Origin of the sequence: Devosia salina, from assembly GCF_019504385.1 — a bacterium.
Classification (GTDB): domain Bacteria; phylum Pseudomonadota; class Alphaproteobacteria; order Rhizobiales; family Devosiaceae; genus Devosia; species Devosia salina.
The window spans coordinates 3727027-3749978 of sequence record NZ_CP080590.1; the positions used below are offsets into that span (position 1 = coordinate 3727027).

General features: G+C 64.2%; 22 protein-coding genes and 1 pseudogene. 7 read left to right on the forward strand and 16 right to left on the reverse strand.

What is annotated here, in order from left to right:
- Nucleotides 1-11 precede the first annotated feature (11 nt).
- Nucleotides 12-365, forward strand: coding sequence for a hypothetical protein (locus K1X15_RS18285; protein WP_220305001.1), 354 nt, complete (start codon nt 12-14; stop codon nt 363-365).
- A gap of 336 nt (nt 366-701) precedes the next feature.
- On the opposite strand, the gene K1X15_RS21470 is transcribed toward K1X15_RS18285, so the two are convergent.
- The 6 genes from K1X15_RS21470 to K1X15_RS18310 form a co-directional block, all read right to left on the reverse strand.
- Nucleotides 702-830, reverse strand: a complete 129-nt coding sequence (locus K1X15_RS21470) for a hypothetical protein (RefSeq protein WP_276315278.1) — start codon at nt 828-830, stop codon at nt 702-704.
- Between the two features lie 9 nt (nt 831-839).
- Entirely contained in the window at nt 840-1400 is a 561-nt protein-coding gene (locus tag K1X15_RS18290; protein ID WP_220305002.1) for a hypothetical protein, read from the reverse strand.
- Between the two features lie 131 nt (nt 1401-1531).
- On the reverse strand, nt 1532-2020 hold the full coding sequence (locus tag K1X15_RS18295; protein ID WP_220305003.1) for a chemotaxis protein CheW: 489 nt from the start codon (nt 2018-2020) through the stop codon (nt 1532-1534).
- A gap of 90 nt (nt 2021-2110) precedes the next feature.
- Nucleotides 2111-4471, reverse strand: coding sequence for a chemotaxis protein CheA (locus K1X15_RS18300; RefSeq protein WP_220305004.1), 2361 nt, complete (start codon nt 4469-4471; stop codon nt 2111-2113).
- A gap of 42 nt (nt 4472-4513) precedes the next feature.
- Complete coding sequence (locus K1X15_RS18305) at nt 4514-4879, reverse strand: response regulator (RefSeq protein ID WP_220305005.1); 366 nt, start codon at nt 4877-4879, stop codon at nt 4514-4516.
- Nucleotides 4876-5166 (reverse strand): STAS domain-containing protein, encoded by a 291-nt coding sequence (locus tag K1X15_RS18310; RefSeq protein ID WP_220305006.1) that lies wholly within the window; start codon nt 5164-5166, stop codon nt 4876-4878. Before K1X15_RS18310 ends, K1X15_RS18305 begins: the two co-directional genes overlap by 4 nt.
- A gap of 318 nt (nt 5167-5484) precedes the next feature.
- Here K1X15_RS18310 and K1X15_RS18315 point away from each other — a divergent pair, with 318 nt between their 5' ends.
- Nucleotides 5485-6798, forward strand: a complete 1314-nt coding sequence (locus K1X15_RS18315) for an NAD(P)H-dependent oxidoreductase (protein WP_220305007.1) — start codon at nt 5485-5487, stop codon at nt 6796-6798.
- A 161-nt stretch (nt 6799-6959) separates the two neighbouring features.
- On the opposite strand, the gene K1X15_RS18320 is transcribed toward K1X15_RS18315, so the two are convergent.
- The 4 genes from K1X15_RS18320 to K1X15_RS18335 all read right to left on the reverse strand — a co-directional run bounded on the left by K1X15_RS18320 (nt 6960) and on the right by K1X15_RS18335 (nt 10017).
- The gene (locus tag K1X15_RS18320) at nt 6960-7931 is read right to left on the reverse strand and encodes a zinc-binding dehydrogenase (protein WP_220305008.1); all 972 of its coding nucleotides are present in this window, start codon (nt 7929-7931) and stop codon (nt 6960-6962) included.
- A gap of 79 nt (nt 7932-8010) precedes the next feature.
- Nucleotides 8011-8895, reverse strand: coding sequence for a carbohydrate kinase family protein (locus K1X15_RS18325; RefSeq protein WP_220305009.1), 885 nt, complete (start codon nt 8893-8895; stop codon nt 8011-8013).
- Nucleotides 8892-9827, reverse strand: a complete 936-nt coding sequence (locus tag K1X15_RS18330) for a pseudouridine-5'-phosphate glycosidase (protein ID WP_220305010.1) — start codon at nt 9825-9827, stop codon at nt 8892-8894. Before K1X15_RS18330 ends, K1X15_RS18325 begins: the two co-directional genes overlap by 4 nt.
- A gap of 1 nt (nt 9828) precedes the next feature.
- On the reverse strand, nt 9829-10017 hold the full coding sequence (locus K1X15_RS18335; RefSeq protein WP_220305011.1) for a hypothetical protein: 189 nt from the start codon (nt 10015-10017) through the stop codon (nt 9829-9831).
- Nucleotides 10018-10264: 247 nt separating this feature from the next.
- Here K1X15_RS18335 and K1X15_RS18340 point away from each other — a divergent pair, with 247 nt between their 5' ends.
- The 4 genes from K1X15_RS18340 to K1X15_RS18355 all read left to right on the forward strand — a co-directional run bounded on the left by K1X15_RS18340 (nt 10265) and on the right by K1X15_RS18355 (nt 14608).
- Nucleotides 10265-11359: a polyamine ABC transporter substrate-binding protein gene (locus K1X15_RS18340; protein ID WP_220307612.1), complete on the forward strand. Its 1095-nt coding sequence runs from the start codon at nt 10265-10267 to the stop codon at nt 11357-11359.
- A gap of 127 nt (nt 11360-11486) precedes the next feature.
- Nucleotides 11487-12638 (forward strand): ABC transporter ATP-binding protein, encoded by a 1152-nt coding sequence (locus K1X15_RS18345; RefSeq protein WP_220305012.1) that lies wholly within the window; start codon nt 11487-11489, stop codon nt 12636-12638.
- 208 nt (nt 12639-12846) lie between these two features.
- The gene (locus K1X15_RS18350) at nt 12847-13800 is read left to right on the forward strand and encodes an ABC transporter permease subunit (protein ID WP_220305013.1); all 954 of its coding nucleotides are present in this window, start codon (nt 12847-12849) and stop codon (nt 13798-13800) included.
- Between the two features lies 1 nt (nt 13801).
- Nucleotides 13802-14608, forward strand: coding sequence for an ABC transporter permease subunit (locus tag K1X15_RS18355; RefSeq protein WP_220305014.1), 807 nt, complete (start codon nt 13802-13804; stop codon nt 14606-14608).
- Between the two features lie 21 nt (nt 14609-14629).
- Here K1X15_RS18355 and K1X15_RS18360 read toward each other — a convergent pair whose 3' ends face one another.
- Nucleotides 14630-15049, reverse strand: coding sequence for a DUF2267 domain-containing protein (locus K1X15_RS18360; RefSeq protein ID WP_220305015.1), 420 nt, complete (start codon nt 15047-15049; stop codon nt 14630-14632).
- 466 nt (nt 15050-15515) lie between these two features.
- On the opposite strand from K1X15_RS18360, the gene purU reads away from it, so the two are divergent.
- Entirely contained in the window at nt 15516-16370 is an 855-nt protein-coding gene (gene purU / locus K1X15_RS18365) for a formyltetrahydrofolate deformylase (protein WP_220305016.1), read from the forward strand.
- A gap of 432 nt (nt 16371-16802) precedes the next feature.
- Here purU and K1X15_RS18370 read toward each other — a convergent pair whose 3' ends face one another.
- From K1X15_RS18370 to K1X15_RS18390, 5 genes and pseudogenes are all read right to left on the reverse strand, one after another.
- Nucleotides 16803-17231 (reverse strand): RrF2 family transcriptional regulator, encoded by a 429-nt coding sequence (locus tag K1X15_RS18370; RefSeq protein ID WP_220305017.1) that lies wholly within the window; start codon nt 17229-17231, stop codon nt 16803-16805.
- 640 nt (nt 17232-17871) lie between these two features.
- Nucleotides 17872-19650 (reverse strand): annotated as a pseudogene (locus K1X15_RS18375) (cation:proton antiporter domain-containing protein); the annotation flags it as partial.
- A 341-nt stretch (nt 19651-19991) separates the two neighbouring features.
- Nucleotides 19992-21083 carry an ATP-dependent DNA helicase gene (locus tag K1X15_RS18380; RefSeq protein ID WP_220305019.1) on the reverse strand — a complete coding sequence of 364 codons (1092 nt, stop codon included), beginning with the start codon at nt 21081-21083 and terminating at the stop codon, nt 19992-19994.
- Nucleotides 21083-21766, reverse strand: a complete 684-nt coding sequence (locus K1X15_RS18385) for a fumarylacetoacetate hydrolase family protein (RefSeq protein WP_420828348.1) — start codon at nt 21764-21766, stop codon at nt 21083-21085. Before K1X15_RS18385 ends, K1X15_RS18380 begins: the two co-directional genes overlap by 1 nt.
- A complete protein-coding gene (locus K1X15_RS18390; protein ID WP_220305021.1) occupies nt 21759-22820 on the reverse strand; it encodes an aldo/keto reductase in 1062 nt (353 codons plus the stop codon). The genes K1X15_RS18385 and K1X15_RS18390 overlap by 8 nt, the downstream gene beginning before the upstream one ends.
- Nucleotides 22821-22952: the final 132 nt, after the last annotated feature.

A 22952-nucleotide genomic window follows, 5' to 3' on the forward strand; every position in this document is an offset into this window, starting at 1 on the left:
AATACGTATCAATGTCACTGCAGAAACTCGCACGAGAACTGGACGAGACGGCGCGGCAGACCGCTTCCATGCTAGAAGGCATCACCGAAGCGCTCGAATTGCTCGCCGAAAAGCAGCTCAGCAAGGACCCGACCGTCAGGGAAGCGGTCCAGCTCATCATCACCGCCCTCCAGGGCCAGGACCGCATCGAACAGCGCTGCCACAATATGGCATTGGCCGTGCGCCAGTTCGCGCTGCTGCCGCCCACCGCCCCCGATTCGGTCTATGACGAAATCTGGGCGAGCCTGACGCTCGACGAATTGCGCGTCCCCGCCCTTTCGGGCATCGCCGCCCACCAGGCCCACGGCGACGCCGAACTGTTCTAGGGCTTTTATCCGGTCTGTCGACGCAGGCGCCGCAAGGCGCCTTTTTGCGTTTATCGAGGTACGAACCTCAACCATCACCGCAAAGCACTCGCCGCATTGGCGCAAGGGATACCCTTCACCCAGCCAGCCCCGACACGGCGGGGGACCTGACGAATCTGGCGCGAGACCAGTGCCAGCGCCAAATCCTGCTTGCGCCCGATGTCTGCTCCCCCTACTTCGGAGAGGCCGGGCAGAAATCGACGCCGTTGTGGTCATCGAGCCCATACGATGAGACGACCAGAACCTGCCGTCGCCCCACCCACCGCGAGTCACCATCGGCCTTGTGCCGAGGGCTCTTCACTTGACGATCTCGTCCCAGAGGTTGCGCCATTCAGGATCGTGCTCTTCTATCAGCGTCTGTTTCCCGTGGCTGCACTGGTCGCTTGATTTCAGCAGACCGGCGTTTCCGACATCTTCTGCGTCCAAGCATGAATGTCAAAATTCGTACCAGGGTCTGTTCTTGAGCCACCGTTGACCTTCTGGTGTGTGACCAAGCACGAGTCGGAACCGGTGGAGTCGCGAAAGCCCCTCTAAGACAACAAGGAACTGCTCGAACTCACTTGCCGTCAACTCAGGCAATGGAATTCGAGACGCCCCGCCACGTTGCCTGACGATGAGTAGATTGTCTTCGATAGGGCGATACCCGCCGCCAATTGAGCCCACTACGGTAGCCACAGCTTTCACGTCCGACCATGGTACATAAAGCGTCCCCCACATACCCGGTCCGACAATTCCATCCCTGTCCATACCAACAGGATAGATCAACCAACTGCCACGATAGGATGAGCGCCGGTAAAAAAGCAGAACAGCGGGAACAAGTAGAAGGACCATGGCCAGGCCGAAGGAAAATCTATGGCCACCATCTTCCACGTACCATGACAGCGTCACCAGAAGAGCTATTATTCCGGTCCAGACAATGATGTTTCTTATAGAGAAATGGTAACTTCGCCAGGGCAAAAATGCAGTTAGTGCAGCGGTATCGAACTCAGGTTGCATTTGCGACTTGTCTCTCACCGCATCCAAGTCGCAAGCTTGGCATAGTTGGGACCGTCAGAAAATACTACCCTCGAAACAACAAGGGCGCCTCGCGGCGCCCTTGTCAAAACTCTTGGTGCGACAGACCGGCCCTAGCCGTCCATCTTGGCGCCGGAGACCACGGCGTGGAGGTCGATCAGCCCGACCATGCGGCTTTCATGGGTGACGATGCCGTTGAGCAGTTCGGTATCGATCGAATTGCCTTCGGGCACATTGTGGATGTCGTCGCGATTGACCGTGAGAATGTCCGACACCGCATCGACCAGGATGCCGACCCATTTGTCGCCGACGCTCATCACCACCACGACATGGTTCTTGGTGGGCGAGGTCTGGCCGTCGCCGAAGCGGGCGCGCAGGTCGAAGATCGGCACGATGGTACCGCGCAGATTGATCACGCCGCGCACGAATTCGCGGGTATTGGGCAAGGGGGTCGCACCGTTCCAGGCGCGGATTTCCCTGACCGTGGTGATTTCCACGCCATAGGTCTGTTCGCCGATCGAAAAGGCGATCAGCTGCAATGTGTTCTGGCCGGCTATGGCCGACTTGTCGCTTACATCGTCGCGAAGGCTCAGCGCTTCCATCTTTCTCGCCTTTTCTGCCGCCCGTCCTGGGCCACTTTCCTTCAGTCTACCGCGCCAATCGACGCCAATTGATTAACGCGCGCCGCCGGGTTAGGCCGCGTTCTGGTGCAGATGCGTCGAGCGCAGGCCTTGCACATCCACGATCAGCGCCACATTGCCATCGCCCAGGATGGTGCCGCCGGCAATGCCATCGACGCGCTCGAAGTTTTCTTCGAGCGACTTGATGACCACCTGCTGCTGGCCGATGATGTCGTCCACCACCAGCGCCACCTTCTGGTTGCCCTCGGTCTCGCACAGCACCACGAACTGGTCGGACTGCGCGACCTCGGTGGCGAGGCCAAAGCGCTGCCCCAGATCGATCACCTGCACATATTCGCCGCGCACCTGCAGCACGCGGCCGCCCGAAGGCACGCGCTCGAAGCTGGCGCGGCTGCACTGCATGGTTTCCACGATCGAGGAGAGCGGCACCACATAGGGGCTGTCGCCGACCTTGACCAGCATGACATCGAGCACCGCCAGCGTCAGCGGCAGCCGCAGAGTCATGCGCGTACCCTTGCCGGTCCAGCTGCGGACATGCACCGACCCGCCGATCTTCTTGATGTTGGAGAGCACCACGTCCATGCCGACGCCGCGCCCGGAAATGTCGCTGATGGCCTCCGCCGTCGAAAAGCCCGGGGCAAAGATCAGCTGGTCGATCTGTTCGTCGGTAGGGGTGATGTCGGGGGCCACAATGCCCTTGTCGCGGGCAAGCTTGAGCACCCGTTCGCGATTGATGCCGGCACCGTCGTCCTCGACGATGATCAGGATATTGCCGCCTGCCTGTTCGGCCGAAAGCCGGATCGTGCCGCTTTCCGGCTTGCCGGCGGCCAGGCGCTTTTCCGGGGTCTCGATACCATGGTCCGCCGAGTTGCGGATCATGTGGGTCAGCGGATCGGACAACTGCTCGATCACCGTCTTGTCGATTTCGGTGTTCTCGCCAATGGTCTCGAGCTTGATCTTCTTGGACGTCTTGGTGGCCAGTTCGCGCACCAGGCGCGGCATGCGGCTGAAAACCGATTTGACCGGCTGGGCGCGGATGGCCATGACCGAATCCTGCAATCCACGCGTGGTCTGCGCCAGCACTTCGAGCCCACGCACCAGTTCGGTATAGCGGGCGCGCAGGGTCTCATCCATCTGCTGGGTCAGCATGGACTGGGTGATGACCAGTTCGCCCACCATGTTGACGACGCGGTCCACCTTGTCGAGATCGACGCGGATCGACTGCACGCCGACCGAGCGGCCACCGCCATCCTCGCCCTCGCTTGCCGCGGCGGGCGCCTTGGCGGCAACCGAAGGTGCGGCCTCGGCCTTGGGGGCCGGCGGAGCGGGTGGCGCGATCTCGGCGGCCAGGTCGGCAAAGCTCAGCGCCGGCGCCTCTTCGAACTTGTCCTGGGCACCGACCGGCTCGGCCGGGGCCTCGGGGGTAAATCCGGCCAGCGGCGCCACGGGCGCCTGCGGATTGGCCACTTCTTCCTCGGTGAGGGCGAGCAGGCTCGAGAGGTCCTGTTCGTCAGCCTCGGCTACCGCATCCGCCTCGGCGGCAGGCGCCGCGTCGAAATCGGACAGGTCGAACCCGGCCTCGGCCAGGCCCGGCACGATGCCAGCCTGCGCGATGGCGATGTCGCAATCGCCATCGACGAATTCAAAGACCTCGCGGATCGAGGCTTCGCTGAGCCCCGGCGCCACCAGGGTAATCTCCCAGGCGCAATAGACCGCGAAGGGCTCGAAATCGGAAAGCGGCGGCACCTCGCCCAGAATGGCGCGCACCTTCATGGTGCCCAGCGCCGCCAGTTCGCGGAACAGCAGCAGCGGGTCATTGGCCCGCGCATAGAGGGCGCGATGCGGGGTGAAGCGGATTTCCCACTGCCCGTCCGCGGCGGCCATGGGCGCGCTGTCGAACACGTCTTCCACCGGCGCCTCGCCGCTGGCCATGGGGGCATCGAGATTGACCATGACCGGGGTGAAGTCGATATCGAATTCCTCGACGATCTCGCCGCTCATCTCGTCATCGTCGTCGCCGGCGGTCTCGCCGCGGGCCAGCGCATCGAAGCGCGCCTTTTCCTCGGCGCCGTAATCGGCCGGCAGGTCCTCGCCCGACTGGGCGGCGTTGACGTGGTCGGCCACGATGTCATTGGCCCTGATGCACAGGGTCACCACCTCGTCGGTCAGTTCGATCCGGCCGTCGCGCACATAGTCGAGCAGGGTTTCATAGGCGTGGGCGAACCCCACAAGGGCCGAGAAGCCGAAGGCGCCCGCGCCACCCTTGATCGAGTGAATGGCGCGGAACACGGCGTTGAGCCGGTCCGAGCCACGCTCGCCCTCCTCGATGGCGGCGAACTGCTCCTCGAGCTCGGTCAGAAGCTCGGAGCATTCATCGAAATAGGTGGCCTTGAAGTCGTCGAGATCACTCATGCTTTAGGCTTCCAACCCTTCTGGGTCCGCTTCTTTTTAGGTTCAGTGCACGACGCGATGGATGACCGAGATCAGCTTCTCCGGATCGAAGGGCTTGACGATCCAGCCGGTGCCGCCGGCGGCCTTGCCCTGGTCCCGCTTGTCCTGGCTGGTTTCGGTGGTGAGGATCAGGATGGGCAGGGAATTGTGCTGCCCGGTGGCGCGCACATTCTTGATGAACTCGATGCCATCCATCACCGGCATGTTGATGTCGGTGATCACCACATCGACCTCCTGGGCCTTGAGCACGTCCAGCCCCTGCTTGCCATCTTCGGCCTGCAGCACCTCGAACCCGGCATTGGACAGGGTGTGGTGCAGCATGGCCAGAATGGTTCGCGAGTCATCAACAGTGAGTACGCGCAGCGTCATTGTTTCATCATCCCCGAAAACTGGGCTTCAAGGCCCAGTCGCTCGATGGCGGCACTCATGGCCGCGCTCGGCGCTTCAATCGTAAAATCAAAATGGTGTCTCCGGGCCGTTTCGGCGGCACTCACCAGCAGCAGCAGTGCATTGGTGGAAACCCGTTCGACCGCGCCGGCCTGGACCGAAACCGGGCCCTCCTCCAGCGCGTCGATCAACTGGTCGCGAATGCCATCGATCGCATCGAGATCGATAACCTCAGGCAAGGCGACCGTTTGCTTGGTTTGCTTGGCCATGTTCGTAAGGGTGCCCCCGGAGTCTTCTCCAGTCGGCATATTCAGCCCGAACGGTTTAAGAATTGCTAACTATGACCCGTCCGCATCGCGGCCAAACGCGCCAGTGGCGCGGTTGGAGGGTCATAGGCCCGGAGAGCTACGCTCGCAGGGCGATCCACTCGTACCCGAAGGGGCTGAGCGCCAGTGGCGCGATCCGAGCCGAAAGGTTCGGCCGCAAACGCCAGGGCCGCAAGCACAATGTCCTTCGTTACCGAGAAATCCTTGCCCCCGCTCCCGCACGGCGCTATCGCATCGGCGACACCAGAACTGGACCGCCCCATGCCCACCAAGATCGCCCTGACCGGCCTCGCCCGTGACCTCGCCCTGCGCGCCGAGCAAGGCAAGACCATTCGCGTGGGCGTCATCGGCTCGGGCGAGATGGGCACCGACCTCGTCACCCAGATGAGCCTGATGACCGGCATCGAGATGGCCGCCATCGCCACCCGCCGCCCCCATACAGCGCTCGACGCCATGACCATCGCCTATGGCGAGGATTCCATGGGCAAGGTGGTGGACACGCCCGCCGCCGCCACCGCTGCCATCGAACAGGGCAAGATTGCCATCACCTCGGCCGAGACGCTGGTGACCACCCCCAATATCGACGTCGTCATCGATGCCACCGGCAAGCCGGGCGTCGCCGCTGACTACGACCTGATGGCCATGGAGCATGGCAAGCATCTGGTGATGATGAATGTCGAGGCCGACGTCACCATCGGGCCCTATCTGAAGGCCCAGGCCGACCGGCTGGGCGTCGTCTATTCGGTGGGTGCCGGCGACGAACCCAGCTCCTGCATGGAACTGATCGAATTCGTCTCCGCCCTCGGCCTCGACATCGTCGCGGCCGGCAAGGGCAAGAACAATCCGCTGAAGCACGACGCGGTCCCGGACGACTATCGCGAGGAAGCCACTCGCCGGAACATGAACCCGCGCATGCTGGTCGAGTTCGTCGATGGCTCCAAGACGGCCGTCGAGATGACCGCCATCGCCAATGCCACCGGGCTCCTGCCCGACGTGCCGGGCATGCACGGCCCGGCGACCCATCGCGACGACATGGCCAAGGTGCTCATCCCCAAGGCGGATGGCGGCATCCTCAATTCCTCGGGCGTGGTCGATTTCACCATCGGCAAGGGCGTGGCGCCGGGAGTTTTCGTCATCGTCAAGGCCGAGCACCCGCGCATTATCGAGCGCATGGATGATCTCCATATCGGCCACGGACCCTATTATGGCTTCTTCCGGCCCTATCACCTGACGAGCCTCGAAGTCCCGCTGACCTGCGCCCGCATCATGCTGACCGGCAAGCCCGACATGGTGCCGCTGCCCCGCCCCGTGGCCGAGGTCTGTGCCGTGGCCAAGCGCGACCTCAAACCCGGCGACGCCCTCGATGCCATCGGCGAAACCTGCTACCGCTCCTACGCCATGACCGTCACCGATGCCCGCGCCGCGGGCGCGCTTCCAGTGGGCCTGCTCGAGGGCGGCAAGGTCACCGCGCCGATCGAAAAGGGCGCCCTCATCACCACCGCCAATGCGACCCCAGATGTGACCACGCGGCTTTACGCCCTGCGCCGGGAACAGGACAAGCTCTTGGGATACTGAGGAGGCCTGGCAAGCTGGGTGGGGGTATCGCCGAGCGCGCTGCGCTCCCAACCACGGTGCCGTCCTCGGGCTCGACCCGAGGACCATTCAAGATGCCCACTGCCTGCCGAATGGCCCTCGGATCAGCTCGGGGGGCGGCAGGGCGACCGCAAGCGGCGCGCTCACGCCCCCCGAATGGCGATCTTGCCATTGCGGCCGGGCTCGCCACTGGCGGCGACCGCCTCGGCCACCTGGTCAATGTCATAGGCTTTCTCGATCGGCAGCTTGAGCTTGCCCGCGGCCGCATCGGCCACCAGTTCACCGAGCAATTGCCCGATCCGTTCCGGCTTGACCGGTGGCCTGGCGCCCCAGAAACCCTTGACGGTAATGCCACGGAACAACAGGTCGCCGGCGGAAATCTTGAGAGGGCGCCCGGTCATCGCACCAAAGCTGATCACCTGCCCGCCATCGGCCAGCACGCTGAGCACCTGGGCTGCACCATCGCCACCCAGCGATTCAATGGCGCGCACGATCGGCGCGCCGCCGGTCAGCGCACGCACAGTCTCCGGCCAGTTCTCGGCATCGGTGGCCACGACATTGGCAATGCCCAGGGCCTTGAGCTGCTCCACGGCGTCCTGCCGCCGCACTAGCCCGACAACATTGATGCCGCGTTCCTGACCATAACGGGCGACCAGCTTTCCCACCGCGCCATTGGCCGCATTCTGGACGATCCAGGCGCCCGGCTCGACATCGAGCGTCTCGAGCAGCATCTTGGCGCTCAGGGGCATCGACACCAATTGGCAGGCCGTTTCATCGTCGACGCTCTCGGGCACCGGCACCAGACGCGCCGCATTTGCCAGGTAATATTGGGCCCAGGTGCCCTCTGCGCCGCCCGCCACGCGCTGGCCCACCTGCAGATGCGTGACGCCCTCACCCAGCGCCTCGACAATGCCGACCGCTTCCGTGCCCGGCACCGCCGGCAGGCCGGGCTTGAAGCCATATTGCCCGGCAATGGTCATCAGGTCGTGATTGTGGACCGGTGAGAGCACCATCCGCACCAGCACCTGTCCGGGACCCGCTTCGGGTTTCGGCGCCTCTGCGGCGCCCAGCACCTTTTCCGGGGTTCCAAACTGAGAATAGACCGCACGCTTCATGGCCGGCTCCTTGCAATTGAACCGCAGAGATAGGCCGGTTGACGCATAGGTCAACCCTGATGACGCCGAATGATCGGTGCTATTGCGGCTGCCCGCCCACCGCCTGCACGGCCCTCGCGCCGCTGGCAATGCCGGCTTCGAGACAGGCCGCATGCGCCTCGCCCCGGAGCAGCGCCGCCACGAAACCGGCGGCAAAGGCGTCGCCGGCCCCGGTCGTGTCGACCACCTTGACCAGGGGCGCCGGATGGCTCTGGATGACGCCGTCGCGGCCACCCAGTGCCGCGCCAAAACGGCCGCGCTTGATCACCACATGGCTGAATTGCTGCCCCAGCACCCGCATCTGCGCGTCGAAATCTGCCTCGCCCGTCAGGAGCTCGGCTTCCGCTTCATTGGCAAAGAGCCAGTCGGCCTGGCCAACCCAGTCGAGAAACAGCTGCGGGCCGACCTCGTCGAGAAAGCCGGTCGACGCCGGATCCACGGCAATCGGCACGCCCCGCCGGCGGGCTGCCCGCAACAGCGCCTGCACCGCATGGCGCGGACCCGAGGCGAAAAAGCTGTAGCCCGAGACCAGCACCAGCCCGACCCCATCGAGCAGGCTTTCGGGCAGGTCGGCGACCGAGAGATTGAGATTGGCGCCCCGGTCGGTGAGAAAGCTCCGCTCGCCGGACGGATCGAGAATGGTCACCAGCACGCCCGAGGGCAGGTCCCTGTCGCCCGCCAGCGCCGGCACCACGCCCAATCCGCGGAAATAGTTTTCATACATGGCGCGCTCACCGGCCCCGACCCGCGCCGCGAACAGCACATCGGCGCCCGCCGCCCCGAGCCAGACCGCCTGGTTGGCGCCAGAGCCACCCGGCCGGTTGCGGATTTCGGCGCGCCGGTCAGAGCCCGGAACGATCGGACCCTCGGGCCGCACGATGATGTCGGTCATCACGTCGCCGACCACGAGCACCCGAGCGCTCATGCAGGGCGGGACGCCAGATGGGCCGACAGCGCCACCGCGATCTCGGCCGCGACCTTTGCGTTGTTCTTGACCAGCGCAATATTGCTTTCGAGCGACTTGCCGCCGGTCAATTCGAAGATGCGCTGCAAGAGGAACGGCGTCGTCGCCTTGCCCTTGATCCCTTGCGCCTCGGCATCGCCCAGCGCCTGGGAAATGAAGGCTTCGATATCGGCCGCAGCCCAGGCATCGGCTTCGGGAATGGGGTTGGCGATCAGCACCCCTCCCATATTGAGATCGTGCTGGATCATCAGCATGCGCGCGACGTCGGCGGCGCTGTCATAGCGCTGGTCCACCTTATGCCCGCTGGTCCGCGCCCAGAAGGCGGGGAAATCCTCGGTGCCGAAACCCAGGACCGGCACGCCATTGGTTTCGAGCACTTCGAGCGTCTTGGCGATATCGAGGATCGACTTGGCGCCCGCGCACACCACCGCCACGGGGGTGCGGCCGAGCTCTTCAAGATCGGCGGAGATATCAAAACTGTCCTCGGCGCCGCGATGCACCCCGCCAATGCCGCCCGTGGCAAAGATACGGATGCCCGCCAGGGCCGCGATCTGCATGGTGGTGGCCACGGTCGTGCCGGCCATGGTGCCGCTGGCCAGAAGGCTCGCCATGTCGCGCCGGCTGGCCTTGGCGGCTGCATGGCCTTCTTCGGCGAGGCGCTCGAGGTCCTCGCCCGAAACCCCCACGCACAGCCGCCCATCCATGATGGCGATGGTGGCCGGCACCGCCCCATTGGCCCGCACCACCGCCTCGACCTCGCGTGCCATCTCGAGGTTCTGCGGATAGGGCATGCCATGGGTGATGATCGTGGATTCCAGCGCCACCACCGGCTTGCCCGCGGCCAGTGCCGCCTTCACCTCGCCCGAGACCGAAAGATAGGCCTTTGCGCTCATGTCACATCACTCCGAACAGCATGGATATCGCCCCCTGGGCGACAGAATTGCCCGTGCTTGTGCGCTGCCGCATCAGGCCGGTCAAGCCCCGCGGATTCTTGCATTTATCCGCCTTGTCGGCCCCTTGGTTTGTCGATAATTTGCCTTTGGCAAGAGAGGGAAAGGGCACTTCGCTGACCAGGTCCAGCATTGATGGCGCATTGTTCGCGCCTCGATACGCGCCCGGCTCCGGGCTGATCGCAGCAAGTTGTTCCGGCGCCTCCGGGCGGCGCCGCGCGGCCGACCACCACAAACCGTTTTCGCCATTTCCGGGGTCTCGAAGATGAGGCCCCGGGGTTGAGCCGCGGCTCTTTCCGCGGATTGCGCCCCTGGCGCGTCGAACCGGCTGTCCATGAGGACGCCACTCGCCTCCACCACAGTCCTCACAGGAGACTGAACTGATGAAAAAGTCGCTCGCCATTGCCTTTGGCGCTCTTCTGGCTGCGAGCCCTGCCTTTGCGCAGGAGGAGCCGGTGCTCAACGTCTACAACTGGTCCGACTATATCGCCGAGGACACCATCGCCAATTTCGAGGCGGAGACCGGCATCAAGGTCAATTACGACGTCTATGACAATAACGAGATCGTCGATGCCAAGCTGCTGGCCGGCAATTCGGGCTATGACATCGTCGTTCCCTCGGGCAATTTCCTCGAGCGCCAGATCAAGGCTGGCCTGATCCTCGAACTCGACAAGTCCAAGCTGACCAATCTGGGCAATCTCGATCCCGCCGTGATGGCCACCGCCACCGCGCAGGACCCCGACAACGCCCATGCCGTGCCCTATATGATCAACACCATCGGCCTGGGCTATAATGTCGCCAAGGTCACCGAGGCACTGGGCGCCGACGCCCCGATCGACAGCTGGGACCTGCTGTTCAAGCCCGAAGTGGTCGAAAAGCTCGCCGGCTGCGGCGTGGCAGTGCTCGACAGCCCCTCCGAAGTAATGGGCATTGCCCTGCACTATCTGGGCCTCGACCCCAATTCGGAAAGCGCCGAGGATCTGGCCAAGGCCGAGGAACTGATGAATTCCATCAAATCCTCGATCCGCTATTTCCATTCCTCCCAGTACATCGACGACCTGGGCAATGGCGAAATCTGCCTGGCGCTGGGCTATTCGGGCGACATCTTCATCGCCGCCGACGCAGCCGCAGCGGCCGGGCAGGGCGTGGAAGTGAACTACCTGATCCCCAAGGAAGGCGCGGCGACCCTCTTCGACTTCCTGGCCATCCCGGCCGATGCCCCGCATCCGGACAATGCCCACAAGTTCATCAACTACATCCTCGAGCCCGAGGTCGTGGCCGCCATCACCAATTATGTCTACTACGCCAACCCCAACCTGCCGGCGCTGGAATTCGTGGACGAGGAAGTCAAGTCCAACCCGGGCATCTACCCGCCCGCCGAGACCATCGCCAAGGCCTTCGTGATGCAGGCCCATTCGCCGGACTATGAGGAAACCCTCACCCGCACCTGGACGCGCATCAAGACCGGCCAATAGGCCATGATCCGGGGGCGGTTTCGGCCGCCCCCTCCATCACCGGTGCGCGGCGGCCCTTCCGATCCGCCGCCGCCGCACACGCACAAGACGGCGGCAACCGCCGCCCCAACCAGATTTGCAGAGCGTCATGGCCAAAAGACCGCAGCTTGCGATAGACACCCGTCCCTGGCGCGATACGGCCAACAACAAGCCCTTTGTGCGCATCAAGAATGTGTCGAAGAAATTCGGCGACATCATTGCCGTGCACGACGTCTCGCTCGACATCTACAAGTCCGAGCTGTTTTGCCTGCTCGGCGGCTCGGGCTCGGGCAAGTCGACGCTATTGCGCATGCTGGCCGGCTTCGAGACCCCCACCTCGGGCACCATCGAGATCGACGGCCAGGACATGACCGAGGTGCCGCCCTATAACCGGCCGGTCAACATGATGTTCCAGTCCTATGCGCTGTTCCCGCATATGACCGTCGAGCAGAACATTGCCTATGGCCTGAAGCGCGACGGCCTGCCGCGCGCCGAGATCAATGCCCGCGTCGCCGAACTGCTGGCCCTGGTCAAGCTCCAGGACTATGGCAAGCGCAAGCCGCACCAATTGTCCGGCGGCCAGCGCCAGCGCGTCGCCCTGGCCCGGGCCCTGGCCAAGCGCCCCAAGCTCTTGCTGCTCGACGAGCCGCTGGGCGCGCTCGACAAGAAGCTGCGCGAGGAAACCCAGTTCGAACTGGTCAAGATCCAGGAACAGCTCGGCGTCACCTTCATCGTGGTGACCCATGACCAGGAAGAGGCGATGACCCTGGCCACCCGCATCGGGGTGATGAACCAGGGCGAGATCGTCATGATCGGCGAGCCCACCGACATCTACGAATTCCCCAATTCGCGCTTCGTGGCCGGCTTCATCGGATCGGTCAACATGGTGGAAGGCGTCGTCACCGAGGACGAGCCCGATCACGTGCGCATCCGCTCGAGCGAACTGGGCTCGGACATCTATGTCGGCCACGGCGTCGATTGCGCCCCCGAGCAGCGCCTCTGGTGGGCGATCCGGCCCGAAAAGATGGTCCTGAGCCGCGAGAAGCCCGAGGGCCTCAATGGCGCCAATGTCGCCACCGGCGTGGTCGAGGAAATCGCCTATCTGGGCGATATCTCGGTCTATCAGATCGCGCTCGAGAGCGGCAAACGCATCCGCGTCAGCCAGACCAATTCGGTGCGCGGCAATCCCGACGCCATCACCTGGGAAGAAAAGGTCTATGTGACCTGGGACGATTCCGCCGGCTCGGTGCTGACCTCATGATGAGCAGAGCAGGCACTTTCGGCCCCTTCGGCTCCCTCCCCCTTGAGGGGAGGGTAGCAAAGCTAGGCCCTAAGGGCCGTAGCGGCGCTGGGGTGGGGGTGTCGGCCCTTTTCCCACATGCTGCGCGCGTTCTGGGCACAACACCCCCACCCCCTACCCCTCCCCTCAAGGGGGAGGGGAGCAGCACCGGACTCATGGAGGTCTGCCCATGACCACCACCCACGACCCCACCATTCCGCCGCCCCGGCGCTTGAAGCCCTGGAACGCCGTCGAGCGCGGCCTCGCCCGCGTCGGCATCACCGGCCGCATGCTGGTGCTGGCCGCGCCGGTCCTGTGGCTGCTGGTCTTTTTCCTCGTGCCCCTGGCCGTGGTCTTCGGCATTTCCCTGGCAACCAAGCAGTTCGGCCGCCCGCCCTATTCGCCCCTCCTCACCACTGAAGAGGGCACGGTGCAGCTCACGCTGCATCTCAACAACTATATCCGCCTGTTCACCGACAATCTCTATGTCGCGGCCTATCTCTCCTCGATCCGCATTGCCGCCATTGCCACCATCATCACCCTGCTCGTGGGCTATCCCATGGCCTATGCCATTGCCCGCGCCTCCGATCGCTGGCGCAATATCCTCCTGATGCTGGTGGTGCTGCCCTTCTTCACCTCCTTCCTCCTGCGCGTCTATGCGCTCACCGGTTTCATGCGCGGCAACGGGGTGATCAACCAGCTGCTGGGCCTGTTCGGCATTGAGCCGCTGGTAATGATGCAGACCGATTTCGCGGTCTATGTGGGCATTGTTTACACCTACCTGCCCTTCATGATCCTGCCGCTCTATACGACGCTGGTGAAGCTCGACGTCTCCCTGTTCGAGGCCTCGGCCGATCTGGGCGCACGGCCGGTGCACACCTTCCTCTTCATCACCCTGCCGCTGTCGCTGCCCGGCATCATTGCCGGCTCCATGCTGGTGTTCATCCCGGCCATTGGCGAATTCGTCATCCCCTCGCTCCTCGGCGGGCCGGAAACTTTGATGATCGGACGCGTGCTCTGGGACGAATTCTTCTCGGCCACCAATTGGCCACGCGCCGCCGCCGTGGCCGTGGCCATGCTGGTCGTGGTGGTGGTGCCGATCATGCTGTTGCAACGCGCCCAGGGCGCCGTGGTGGAGAAGTAGCATGCGCCGCGGATGGTTCCTGCCGATAGCTGCAGCCTTGGGCTTCTCGTTCCTCTACGCGCCCATCGTCTCGCTGGTCATTTTCTCGTTCAATGAATCGAGCCTGGTCACCGTCTGGTCCGGCTTCTCGACCAAGTGGTACGGCGCCCTGTTCAGCGATCCGCAACTGCTCGGCGCCGCCTGGCTGAGCCTGCAGATCGCCGCCATCAGCGCCAGCATCGCGCTGGTGCTGGGCACGCTGGCCGCCGTGGCGCTGGTGCGCTTCCGCCGCTTCCGCGGCCGCACCCTGTTTTCCGGCATGGTTTCGGCGCCGCTGGTCATGCCCGATGTCATCACCGGCCTGTCGCTGCTGCTTCTCTTTGTGGCCATGGAATCGGTGCTGGGCTGGCCGCAGGGCCGCGGCATGCTGACCATCGTCATCGCCCATGCCACCTTCTGCACCGCCTATGTATGCGTCGTGGTGCAGTCGCGCCTCGGGGATTTCGACCGCAGCCTTGAGGAAGCCGCCATGGATCTGGGTGCCTCGCCCGTCCGCACCTTCTTCGACATCACCCTGCCCATCATCGCCCCGGCGCTGGTCTCGGGCTGGCTCCTTGGCTTCACGCTCTCGCTCGACGACCTCGTCATTGCCAGCTTCGTTTCCGGCCCGGGCTCCTCCACCCTGCCCATGGTGATCTTCTCCAAGGTGCGGCTGGGCGTTTCACCCGACGTCAATGCGCTGGCCACCATCATCATCGGCATCGTGGCGCTGGGAGTGCTGGCGGCCACCATCATCCAGCTGCGCGGCAAGCCCAAGGCGCAAGGCTGACCGGCGACGGCTCGGACCGAGCTAGAAGCGCGCCCACAGGGCCTTGAGCGGCGGGGGCAGGACCTCGCCGATGGCCGCGGCATCGAAGGGTTCGCTTTCGGTCCGGATGACAAAGAGCACGTCTGCAGTGATGCCTTCCGGCATATGCACATGGGGCAGCAGCCGATCCGCCAGCGCGCGCTCGAAGCTGGCCAGGTCCGGCGTGTCCACCGGGTCCGAGGGCGTCCAGTCCTGGTAGAACACGCCTCTCTGGACCGCCGGCAGATGATTGCCGAAGCGCGCCAGGTCCTTGAGTGGCAGTCGCGCCCGGATTTCGTGCAGGACACCGCGCAGGCAGGCGAAGGTGATATTGTTGGTTTCCAGCATCGCCCGCTCCTTGAGGGCGGATTGCCAGCGGGCAATGCTCTCATTGGCATATTTGACATCCCTGGGATTGGTCATCTTTCCCCTGTTTCGTGAGACCCTGAATCGCTCGTGATCACGTCATGACTGGACAAGGCGGCAAATCAGTCGCAAGCTCCCCTCATGTTCAACCAAAGCAAAGGAGGTGATCCAGTGTCTTATGAGATTTTGGCTCTTGAGGAAGGTCTGGGTTTTCGTGTGTTGACTGGGAGTGATCTCGACTAGAGCGGGCTCAGGAAAAGTGGACACCACTTTTCCGTTTCGAGACCGCGCCTAGGGAACAACAAGCACACACCTCCCGGCCCTCAAGGCCGATAAGCTCAGGAAGGGCTGTCCGCAAAGGGCAGCCCTTTTCTGTTGGCCCTCCCCTTCACCAATCGCCCCGGTATGGCTTGACTGCGCTGCTCAACCCATTGATACCGCTGGCCGAGCCCAAAGCGCTTCCAGAAAAAGTGGTTGCCGGTTTTTCGGTTCGGAAGCGCGACAAATAAACTTGGAGGCAGAATTGCCCGCGTCCAATTTCGTTCTGACCCTCAGCTGCACCGATCGCCCCGGCATCGTGGCCGCCGTCACCACAGAATTGGCGGCGCTCAAGGCCAATATCGCCGAGAGCAATCAGTTCTGGGATCGGGAAACCGGCCGCTTCTTCATGCGCCTGGCCTTCACCGCGCCCGAAGGGGTCGATCGCGACGCCATCGAGAAGGCGCTCAAATCGCCCATCGAGCGCTTCGACATGAAGACGGCCCTAGTCGACGAGAGCCGCAAGAAGCGCATCGTCATCATGGTCTCCAAGTTCGACCATACCCTGCTGCACCTGCTCTATCAGATCCGCGTCGGCTGGCTCGATGCCGAGGTGGCGGCCGTGGTCTCCAATCACGAGGACGCCCGCAAGATCGCCGAAGACGCCGGCGTGCCCTTCCACTATTTGCCGGTCACCAGGGACACCAAGGCGGCCCAGGAAGCCCAGGTGCTCGACATCGTCAAGTCCACCGGCGCCGACCTCGTGGTGCTGGCGCGCTACATGCAGGTTTTGAGCGACAATCTCTCGACCCGCCTCTTCGGCCAGGTCATCAATATCCATCACTCGTTCCTGCCCAGCTTCAAGGGCGCCAAGCCCTATCACCAGGCCCATGAGCGCGGCGTCAAGATCATCGGCGCCACCGCCCATTACGTGACGCCCGACCTCGACGAAGGCCCGATCATCGAGCAGGAAACCGCCCGTGTCACCCATGCCATGAGCCCCGACGACCTCGTCGCCGCCGGCCGCGACATCGAAAGCCGCGTCCTCGCCCGCGCCGTCAAGCTGCACCTGGAAAGCCGGGTCATGCTCAATGGACGCAAGACGGTGGTGTTTGGGTAACTTCGCAGCTGGTCTGCGCAGCAGATCAAAGGCTCCGGTGGAGCCTTTGAAAGCAAGAAGGCCATGAGAGCTATGCTCGAATGGCCCGGGCGCACCTCATACGCGATGCCCCACCTGGTGGCTTCCCTCCCCCATCAAGGAGAAGCCAGAGGGTCTCGCTATTCGCTGGATTGCCGGCTCCATCGCCTCCCTCCCCCTTGCGGGGAGGGAACGAGGGTGGGGGTTCGGGCGGCACCATTGATCCCGGCGCCCGCGGCCGAAGTTGACCCCTGCCCCTCAAGTGGAGGGGCGGTTGAACCGCGTCAGCCTGAACGTGAAACCCTGGCGCGGGGTATCCCGCTTGCTGGACTTCCGGGCCCTTCGGGCATAGCCCTCATGGCCTGCTCATCTAAAATCGCTCCACTGGAGCGATCTTGCCCTGCAGGCCGATGATCAGACCGGCAAATCTTCGAGATTCAGCGAATCCGCGAGACTTGTCTGGTCCAGCACCGCCCGCGTCGCCAGCGTCACCCGCTCGAAGACATGGCGGATTTCGCAGGACCCCTCGTCCTGGCAGTCGACGCATTTCTTGTAGGCAATCTTGGAAAGGCAGGGCAGCGGCGCAATCGGCCCGTCGATCAGCCGCAGCACTTCGCCATAGGTGATTTCCTCGGGCGCCTTGAGCAATTCATAGCCGCCCATGCGGCCGCGCCGCGAATTGACCAGGCCCGCCCGTTTGAGTTCGAGCAGGATCTGTTCGAGAAACTTCTTCGGGATCGCCTGATCCTTGGAAATCTCGCCAATCATGCGGCTCTGGCCCCGGCCGGCGCGTGCCAGCGATACCAAGGCCCGCAAGGCATATTTCGCCTTCTGCGAAATCATTCAGTCCCCCTGGCGTTTACCGCCCCTAACGCTTGGGCTCCGGCTCCTCGTCCGGCGCCGAATTGTCCTGTTCCGCCGCTGTCCCAATGTCATCACCATCGCCTTCGGGCAACTGGTTTTCCCCGGACCCGGCATCCGCGTCCGGCTGAACCTCGTCCGCATCCGCCTTTGGCAGCGCGACGATCTCGTCGATCTCCGCCGGCGCCTCGCCCACCAGCGGGGTCGTCTCGACCGGCTCGAGTTCCGCAGGCGGCAGGATGATGACGTCTTCGGTTTGCCCGGCGGTCGGTTCGGCGCTCGGCGCCTCATTCGGCAGGGGCGCCTCGATGACGGCAATGCCGGCTTCGACCTCGGCCTGTGCCGCTTCGTCCGTCTTGTCCGGCGCCTCGCTTTCCGCTTCGCCAGCGTCCTCGGGCGGCGCCTCGTCCGCGCCCGCCGCCACAGCAACAGGCTCGTCCGTCGATGGCTCTGCGACCGGTGGTGTCTCGGCGTCCTCGGGGGACGCTTCGCTCAGCGCCGCCTCGGTCAGGGCCGCGCCCATCGCCGCATTGGCGAGGATATTCTCGGCCGTGGGCAGCTTCGGCTCCGCCGGCATCTCGACGCCCGCACCGGCCATGCCGGCATCGCTGCGCAGATAGGCGAGAATGCCCTTGCCGATTTCCTGCTCGCCGCGGATGATCGTGGTGGCGCCCAGATTGCGCAGGAAGGCTTCTTCCTCCTCCGAATAGGCGCGCGAGATGATGGCGATGCCCGGATTGAGCTTGCGCCCGCTCTCGCAGACCGATCCCGCTTCGAACCCGTTGGAGATCGCCACCAGCAGTGCCTTGGCCGCGCCCAGATTGGCCAGCTTGAGCACATCCTCGCTGGCGGCATTGCCGAAGATCACCTCGAAGCCTTCGGCGCGGGCCGCGGCCACGTCGTGGTCGGAATCCTCGATCACCACCAGCCCGCCGCCATCGGCCTTGATGCCAGCCGCCACGATCCGCCCCACCTGGCCATAGCCGACCAGCACGGTATGGCCGGTCTGGTGCGAGGGCTCCCCGGTATCGTCATCGGCGCCCTGCGCCCCACGGTCGATGGCGCCTTCGGATGGCGCATCGGTCGTGGCCGGCCCCTCAGTGCCCGCAGAAGGTTCGATCCGCACTTCGCTCGGTGCCGGCGGCTCCTCGCCCTTGCGGCGGGCGACGCGGGCCTCGAGCCGCGGCTTGACCAGGTCGAGCGCGAAGAACACCACCGGGTTGAGCACGATCGAGATCAGCGCCCCGGCCAGGATAAGGTCCTGTCCCTCGGGCGGCATGATCGAAAGCGCCACGCCCATGCTGGCCAGGATGAAGGAAAATTCGCCGATCTGCGCCAGCGAGGCCGAAATGGTCAGCGCCGTCGAGACGGGCCGCTTGAACAGCACCACGATCCAGAAGGCGGCCAGCGACTTGCCGATGACAATGATGAACACCACCGCCAGCACCAGCAGCGGCTGCGTCACGATGATCGAGGGGTCGAACAGCATGCCCACCGATACGAAGAACAGCACCGCAAAGGCGTCGCGCAGCGGCAGGGTTTCCTGCGCGGCGCGATGGGAAAGCTCGCTTTCGGAAAGGATCATGCCGGCAAAGAAGGCGCCCAGCGCCAGCGACACGCCGAACAGCACCGACGAGCCCAGCGCCACCCCAAGCGCGATGGCCAGCACCGCCAGCCGGAACAATTCGCGGCTGCCCGTATGGGCGGTGGCATGCAGCGCCCAGGGAATGACGCGCCGCCCCACCACCAGCATGAAGCCGACAAAGGCGGCCACCTTGAGCACCGTCAGCCCCAATATGCCCCACAGGCCCACATCGATGCCGAGGAGCCGGGTCACGAAGGACACGAAGGGGTCGTGCACGCCCTCCACCGAGCCATTGAGGCTGGCAATGGCCGGCACCAGCACCAGCGCCAGCACCATGGCCAGGTCTTCCACGATCAGCCAGCCCACCGCGATGCGCCCGCGCTCGCTTTCGAGCAGCCGCCGGTCCTGCAATGCCTTGAGCAGCACCACGGTGGAGGCCACCGACAGCGCCAGCCCGAACAGGATGGATCCGAACAGGTCCCAGCCCAGGAGGAGGCCCAGCCCCATGCCGAGCAGGGTCGCAAACCCGATCTGCACGATGGCGCCGGGAATGGCCAGCGCCCGGACGCTCATCAGGTCCTTCAATGAAAAATGCAGGCCCACGCCGAACATCAGGAGGATGACGCCCAGTTCGGCCAGCTCCGCCCCCAGTTCGAGATCGGCGACAAAGCCCGGCGAATAGGGACCAACGAGCACGCCGGCAAACAGATACCCCACCAGCGGCGGCATCCGGAACCGGTTGGCGACCATGCCGAAAATATAGGCCAGCACCAGACCCGCGACGATCGTTGTGATCAGGGGGGTGTCATGGTGCATCGGCGCCTCCGGCGGTCTTGGCTATGTCGATTGAAACAATGGGGTATTTTTCCCCGGCAGCGCAAGCCTTCCCTGCCCATGACATATCAGCCATTCGGACCGGTCGCGCGCCAAGCTCTATAGATCAGGTCAAGTATGTTGGAACTTTGACCCGTGCCTCCGGCAGAAACGCTCCGGTGGAGCGTTTCTAGGGTCAAAGGCCACGAGACCTATGGTCGAGTGGCGGGGACTCCGCCACAGGCAAAATCGAAATAGGACTCCGCCATTCGAGCATAGCTCTCATGGCCTTCGGGGTTTGAATGGCTCCACTGGAGCCATTCATCCGCTGCGCGGACTGCCCCTCAGCTCACAATGGTGATCTTCTCCGCCGCCCGCGTGATCCCGGTGTAGAGCCAGCGCGCCCGTTCCTCGCGGAACACGAAGCTCTCGTCGAACAGATACACATTGTCCCACTGGCTGCCCTGCGCCTTGTGGACGGTGAGGCAATAGCCGAAGGTGAACTCGTCGAACTGCCGCCGCTCCGGCCAGCTCATCGCGTCCTCCTCGCCCGCAAAGAACGCCTTGTGGGTCAAAACCCGGGCCTCGCCCTTGCCCTCGTCATCGGCCAAAAGCAGGCTCCATTTGCCGTTCGAGCGCCGCGTGGCGTCGGTGACGATCCAGATCTGCCCATTGAGCAGGCGTTTGCGCGGGTTATTGCGCAGGCACACCATGCGGTCGCCCACCACCGGCTCATGAAAGGGCAGGCCCTTCAATTCCCGCAGGCGGTCATTATAGGTCAGCCGCGTCTTGTTGCGCCCCACCAGCACCTGGTCGGCCTCCAGCACCGCGTCGCGATCCACCTGGTCGCGCCCCACCACCACGCTCTCGCCATAGCGGCCATGCTCGAGAAAGCCGCCCTCGCGCACCGCCATGGAGAGCTGGATGATCGGATTGTCCGCCGCCTGGCGATGAATTTCGGTCAGCATGATGTCGGGCTCTTTATTGATGAAGAACCCCGCGCCCTGCACCGGCGGCAATTGGAACGGATCGCCCAGCACCAGCACCTTGACCCCAAAGCTCAGCAGATCCGCGCCCAATTGCTCATCGACCATCGACACCTCGTCGATGACGATGAGATCAGCGTCAGCCGCCGGGCTTTCCGGGTCGAGCACGAAGCGCGGCTCGCCCTCCTTCTCGCTCACCAGCGTATAGATGAGGCTATGGATGGTCTGGGCGCCCTTGCAGCCGCGCTTGCGCATCACCATCGCCGCCTTGCCGGTAAAGGCTGCATATTTCACGCTGCGCACATCCTGCGCCAGATGCACCGCCAGCGTCGACTTGCCGGTTCCGGCCCAGCCGAACAGGCGGAATACCTGCGGGCCTTGTCTGTCCTTGAGCCATTGCGAGACCGCCACCAGCGCGGCGTCCTGCTGGCCCGACCAGACCGGCGCCATCAGGCGATAACCGTCGAAACAGTGCCCACGCCCTCTATACTGCCCTCCAGCACGTCGCGCCGCCGCACCGCGCTGACCCCGGCCGGCGTGCCGGTCATGATCAGGTCACCGGCCCTGAGCGTCACCAGCCGGCTGAGGAAGGCCACGGTCTCGGGCACGCTCCAGATCTGCTCGCCAAGGTCGCCCCGCTGCCGCACCGCGCCATTGACCGAAAGGCTGATCGCGCCGCGGGCTGGATGGCCGATGACGCTGGCCGGGGCGATGACGCCGATCGGCGCCGACTGGTCGAACCCCTTGGCCATGGTCCAGGGCCGTCCCGCCTTTTTGGCCTGGGCCTGCAGGTCGCGCCGCGTCATGTCCAGTCCGGCGGCATAGCCGAATACATGCTCGAGCGCCGCATGCTCGCCAATGGCCGCGCCATCCTTGCCAATGGCCACCACCAGCTCGATTTCGTGCTGCAAATCCTTGGTCTGCGGCGGATAGGCGATGGGCGCCCCATCGATCACCACGGCATCAGCGGGCTTGTCGAAAAAGAATGGCGGCTCGCGGCTGTCATGGCCCATCTCCCGGGCGTGCTCGGCATAATTGCGCCCCACGCAATAGATGCGCCGCACCGGAAAGAACCCGCCCCCCTGCACCGGAACGCGCACCGGCTGTGGCGCCGGAAACACCAGGTCAGCCACGCTTGAACTCCTCGGCATAGGGCGCGATCAGGTCGAGATCGACCGGGCCCAGCCGGTCCTGCGCCGTAAAGGACTGGTGCCAATAGGGGTAAAGCAGCGGCGGCCGGCTCACCGCGTCGAGCCGCGCCCGCTCCTCGGCGCTGAGCTTGAAATCGGCCGCCGCGATATTGTCGGCAAACTGCTTTTCATTGCGCCCGCCGATGATCACCGAGGTCACGCCCGGCCGGCCAAGCAGCCAGCTCAGCGCCACCTGCGCGCCCGATACGCCCCGCGCTTCGGCGATGGCGACGATGACGTCGATAGTGTCGTAAAGCTTGTCCCAATCATAGACCGGCGGCTCGCGGAACCCGCCCACATGCCGCCCGCTCTCGGGCTGGCTGTCGCGGCGATACTTGCCCGACAGCAGGCCCCCGGCCAGCGGCGACCAGATCAGCATGCCCAGCCCCTGGTCCTGCGAAATCGGCACCAGCTCATATTCGGCGTCGCGGCTATGCAGCGAATAATGGATCTGCTGGGAGATGAAGCGGGCATTGTGCCGCTGGTCGGCAGAGGCCTGCGCCTTCATGATGTGCCAGCCCGAATAGTTCGAGCAGCCGATATAGCGCACATGCCCATGCCGCACGAGCGTATCGAGCGCCTCCATCGTCTCCTCGATGGGCGTCCTCCCGTCCCATTCATGCACCTGGTAGAGGTCGATCACATCGGTCTTGAGGCGGCGAAGACTCGCCTTGCACTGTTCCATGATGTGGTGGCGGGAAAGCCCGGCCTCATTGGGCCCCTCGCCCATCCGGAACCGCACCTTGGTGGCCACCAGCGCCTTCTGTCGGCGGCCATTCTCGGCCAGGATATCGCCCAGTATCTCCTCGGACACACCGGCATTATAGACATTGGCGGTGTCATAGAGATTGATCCCGGCATCAAGGCACATGTCCACCTGCCGCGCCGCGTCGGCCGGGCTGGTATTGCCGATCTTTTCAGATCCGCCAAAGGTCATGGTCCCCATGGTCAGCACCGAGACTTTCAGCCCCGAACGCCCCAGATAGCGATACTCCATGAGATTCCTCCTTTGTTCCGGTAGCTAGGACTAAAGGGGGCGGGGATTGGGGTCAATTGGGCTGATATGAAACTGCCACCCGCCGCAATGTTGATTGCTCTCATATGTCAGACTTAGCGAGCACGAGCCGAA

Bases quoted from the DNA above. Each gene is read 5' to 3' on its own strand.
- K1X15_RS18350 (WP_220305013.1), top strand. From the start codon at position 12,847: ATGACCACCACCCACGACCCCACCATTCCGCCGCCCCGGCGCTTGAAG.
- K1X15_RS18390 (WP_220305021.1), bottom strand. From the start codon at position 22,820: ATGGAGTATCGCTATCTGGGGCGTTCGGGGCTGAAAGTCTCGGTGCTG.
- K1X15_RS18355 (WP_220305014.1), top strand. From the start codon at position 13,802: ATGCGCCGCGGATGGTTCCTGCCGATAGCTGCAGCCTTGGGCTTCTCG.
- K1X15_RS18330 (WP_220305010.1), bottom strand. From the start codon at position 9,827: ATGAGCGCAAAGGCCTATCTTTCGGTCTCGGGCGAGGTGAAGGCGGCA.
- K1X15_RS18320 (WP_220305008.1), bottom strand. From the start codon at position 7,931: ATGAAGCGTGCGGTCTATTCTCAGTTTGGAACCCCGGAAAAGGTGCTG.
- K1X15_RS18295 (WP_220305003.1), bottom strand. From the start codon at position 2,020: ATGGAAGCGCTGAGCCTTCGCGACGATGTAAGCGACAAGTCGGCCATA.
- K1X15_RS18370 (WP_220305017.1), bottom strand. From the start codon at position 17,231: ATGATTTCGCAGAAGGCGAAATATGCCTTGCGGGCCTTGGTATCGCTG.
- K1X15_RS18360 (WP_220305015.1), bottom strand. From the start codon at position 15,049: ATGACCAATCCCAGGGATGTCAAATATGCCAATGAGAGCATTGCCCGC.
- K1X15_RS18325 (WP_220305009.1), bottom strand. From the start codon at position 8,895: ATGAGCGCTCGGGTGCTCGTGGTCGGCGACGTGATGACCGACATCATC.
- K1X15_RS18315 (WP_220305007.1), top strand. From the start codon at position 5,485: ATGCCCACCAAGATCGCCCTGACCGGCCTCGCCCGTGACCTCGCCCTG.
- K1X15_RS18310 (WP_220305006.1), bottom strand. From the start codon at position 5,166: ATGGCCAAGCAAACCAAGCAAACGGTCGCCTTGCCTGAGGTTATCGAT.
- K1X15_RS18345 (WP_220305012.1), top strand. From the start codon at position 11,487: ATGGCCAAAAGACCGCAGCTTGCGATAGACACCCGTCCCTGGCGCGAT.
- K1X15_RS18290 (WP_220305002.1), bottom strand. From the start codon at position 1,400: ATGCAACCTGAGTTCGATACCGCTGCACTAACTGCATTTTTGCCCTGG.
- K1X15_RS18300 (WP_220305004.1), bottom strand. From the start codon at position 4,471: ATGAGTGATCTCGACGACTTCAAGGCCACCTATTTCGATGAATGCTCC.
- K1X15_RS18305 (WP_220305005.1), bottom strand. From the start codon at position 4,879: ATGACGCTGCGCGTACTCACTGTTGATGACTCGCGAACCATTCTGGCC.
- K1X15_RS18335 (WP_220305011.1), bottom strand. From the start codon at position 10,017: ATGCTGGACCTGGTCAGCGAAGTGCCCTTTCCCTCTCTTGCCAAAGGC.
- K1X15_RS18285 (WP_220305001.1), top strand. From the start codon at position 12: ATGTCACTGCAGAAACTCGCACGAGAACTGGACGAGACGGCGCGGCAG.
- K1X15_RS18380 (WP_220305019.1), bottom strand. From the start codon at position 21,083: ATGGCGCCGGTCTGGTCGGGCCAGCAGGACGCCGCGCTGGTGGCGGTC.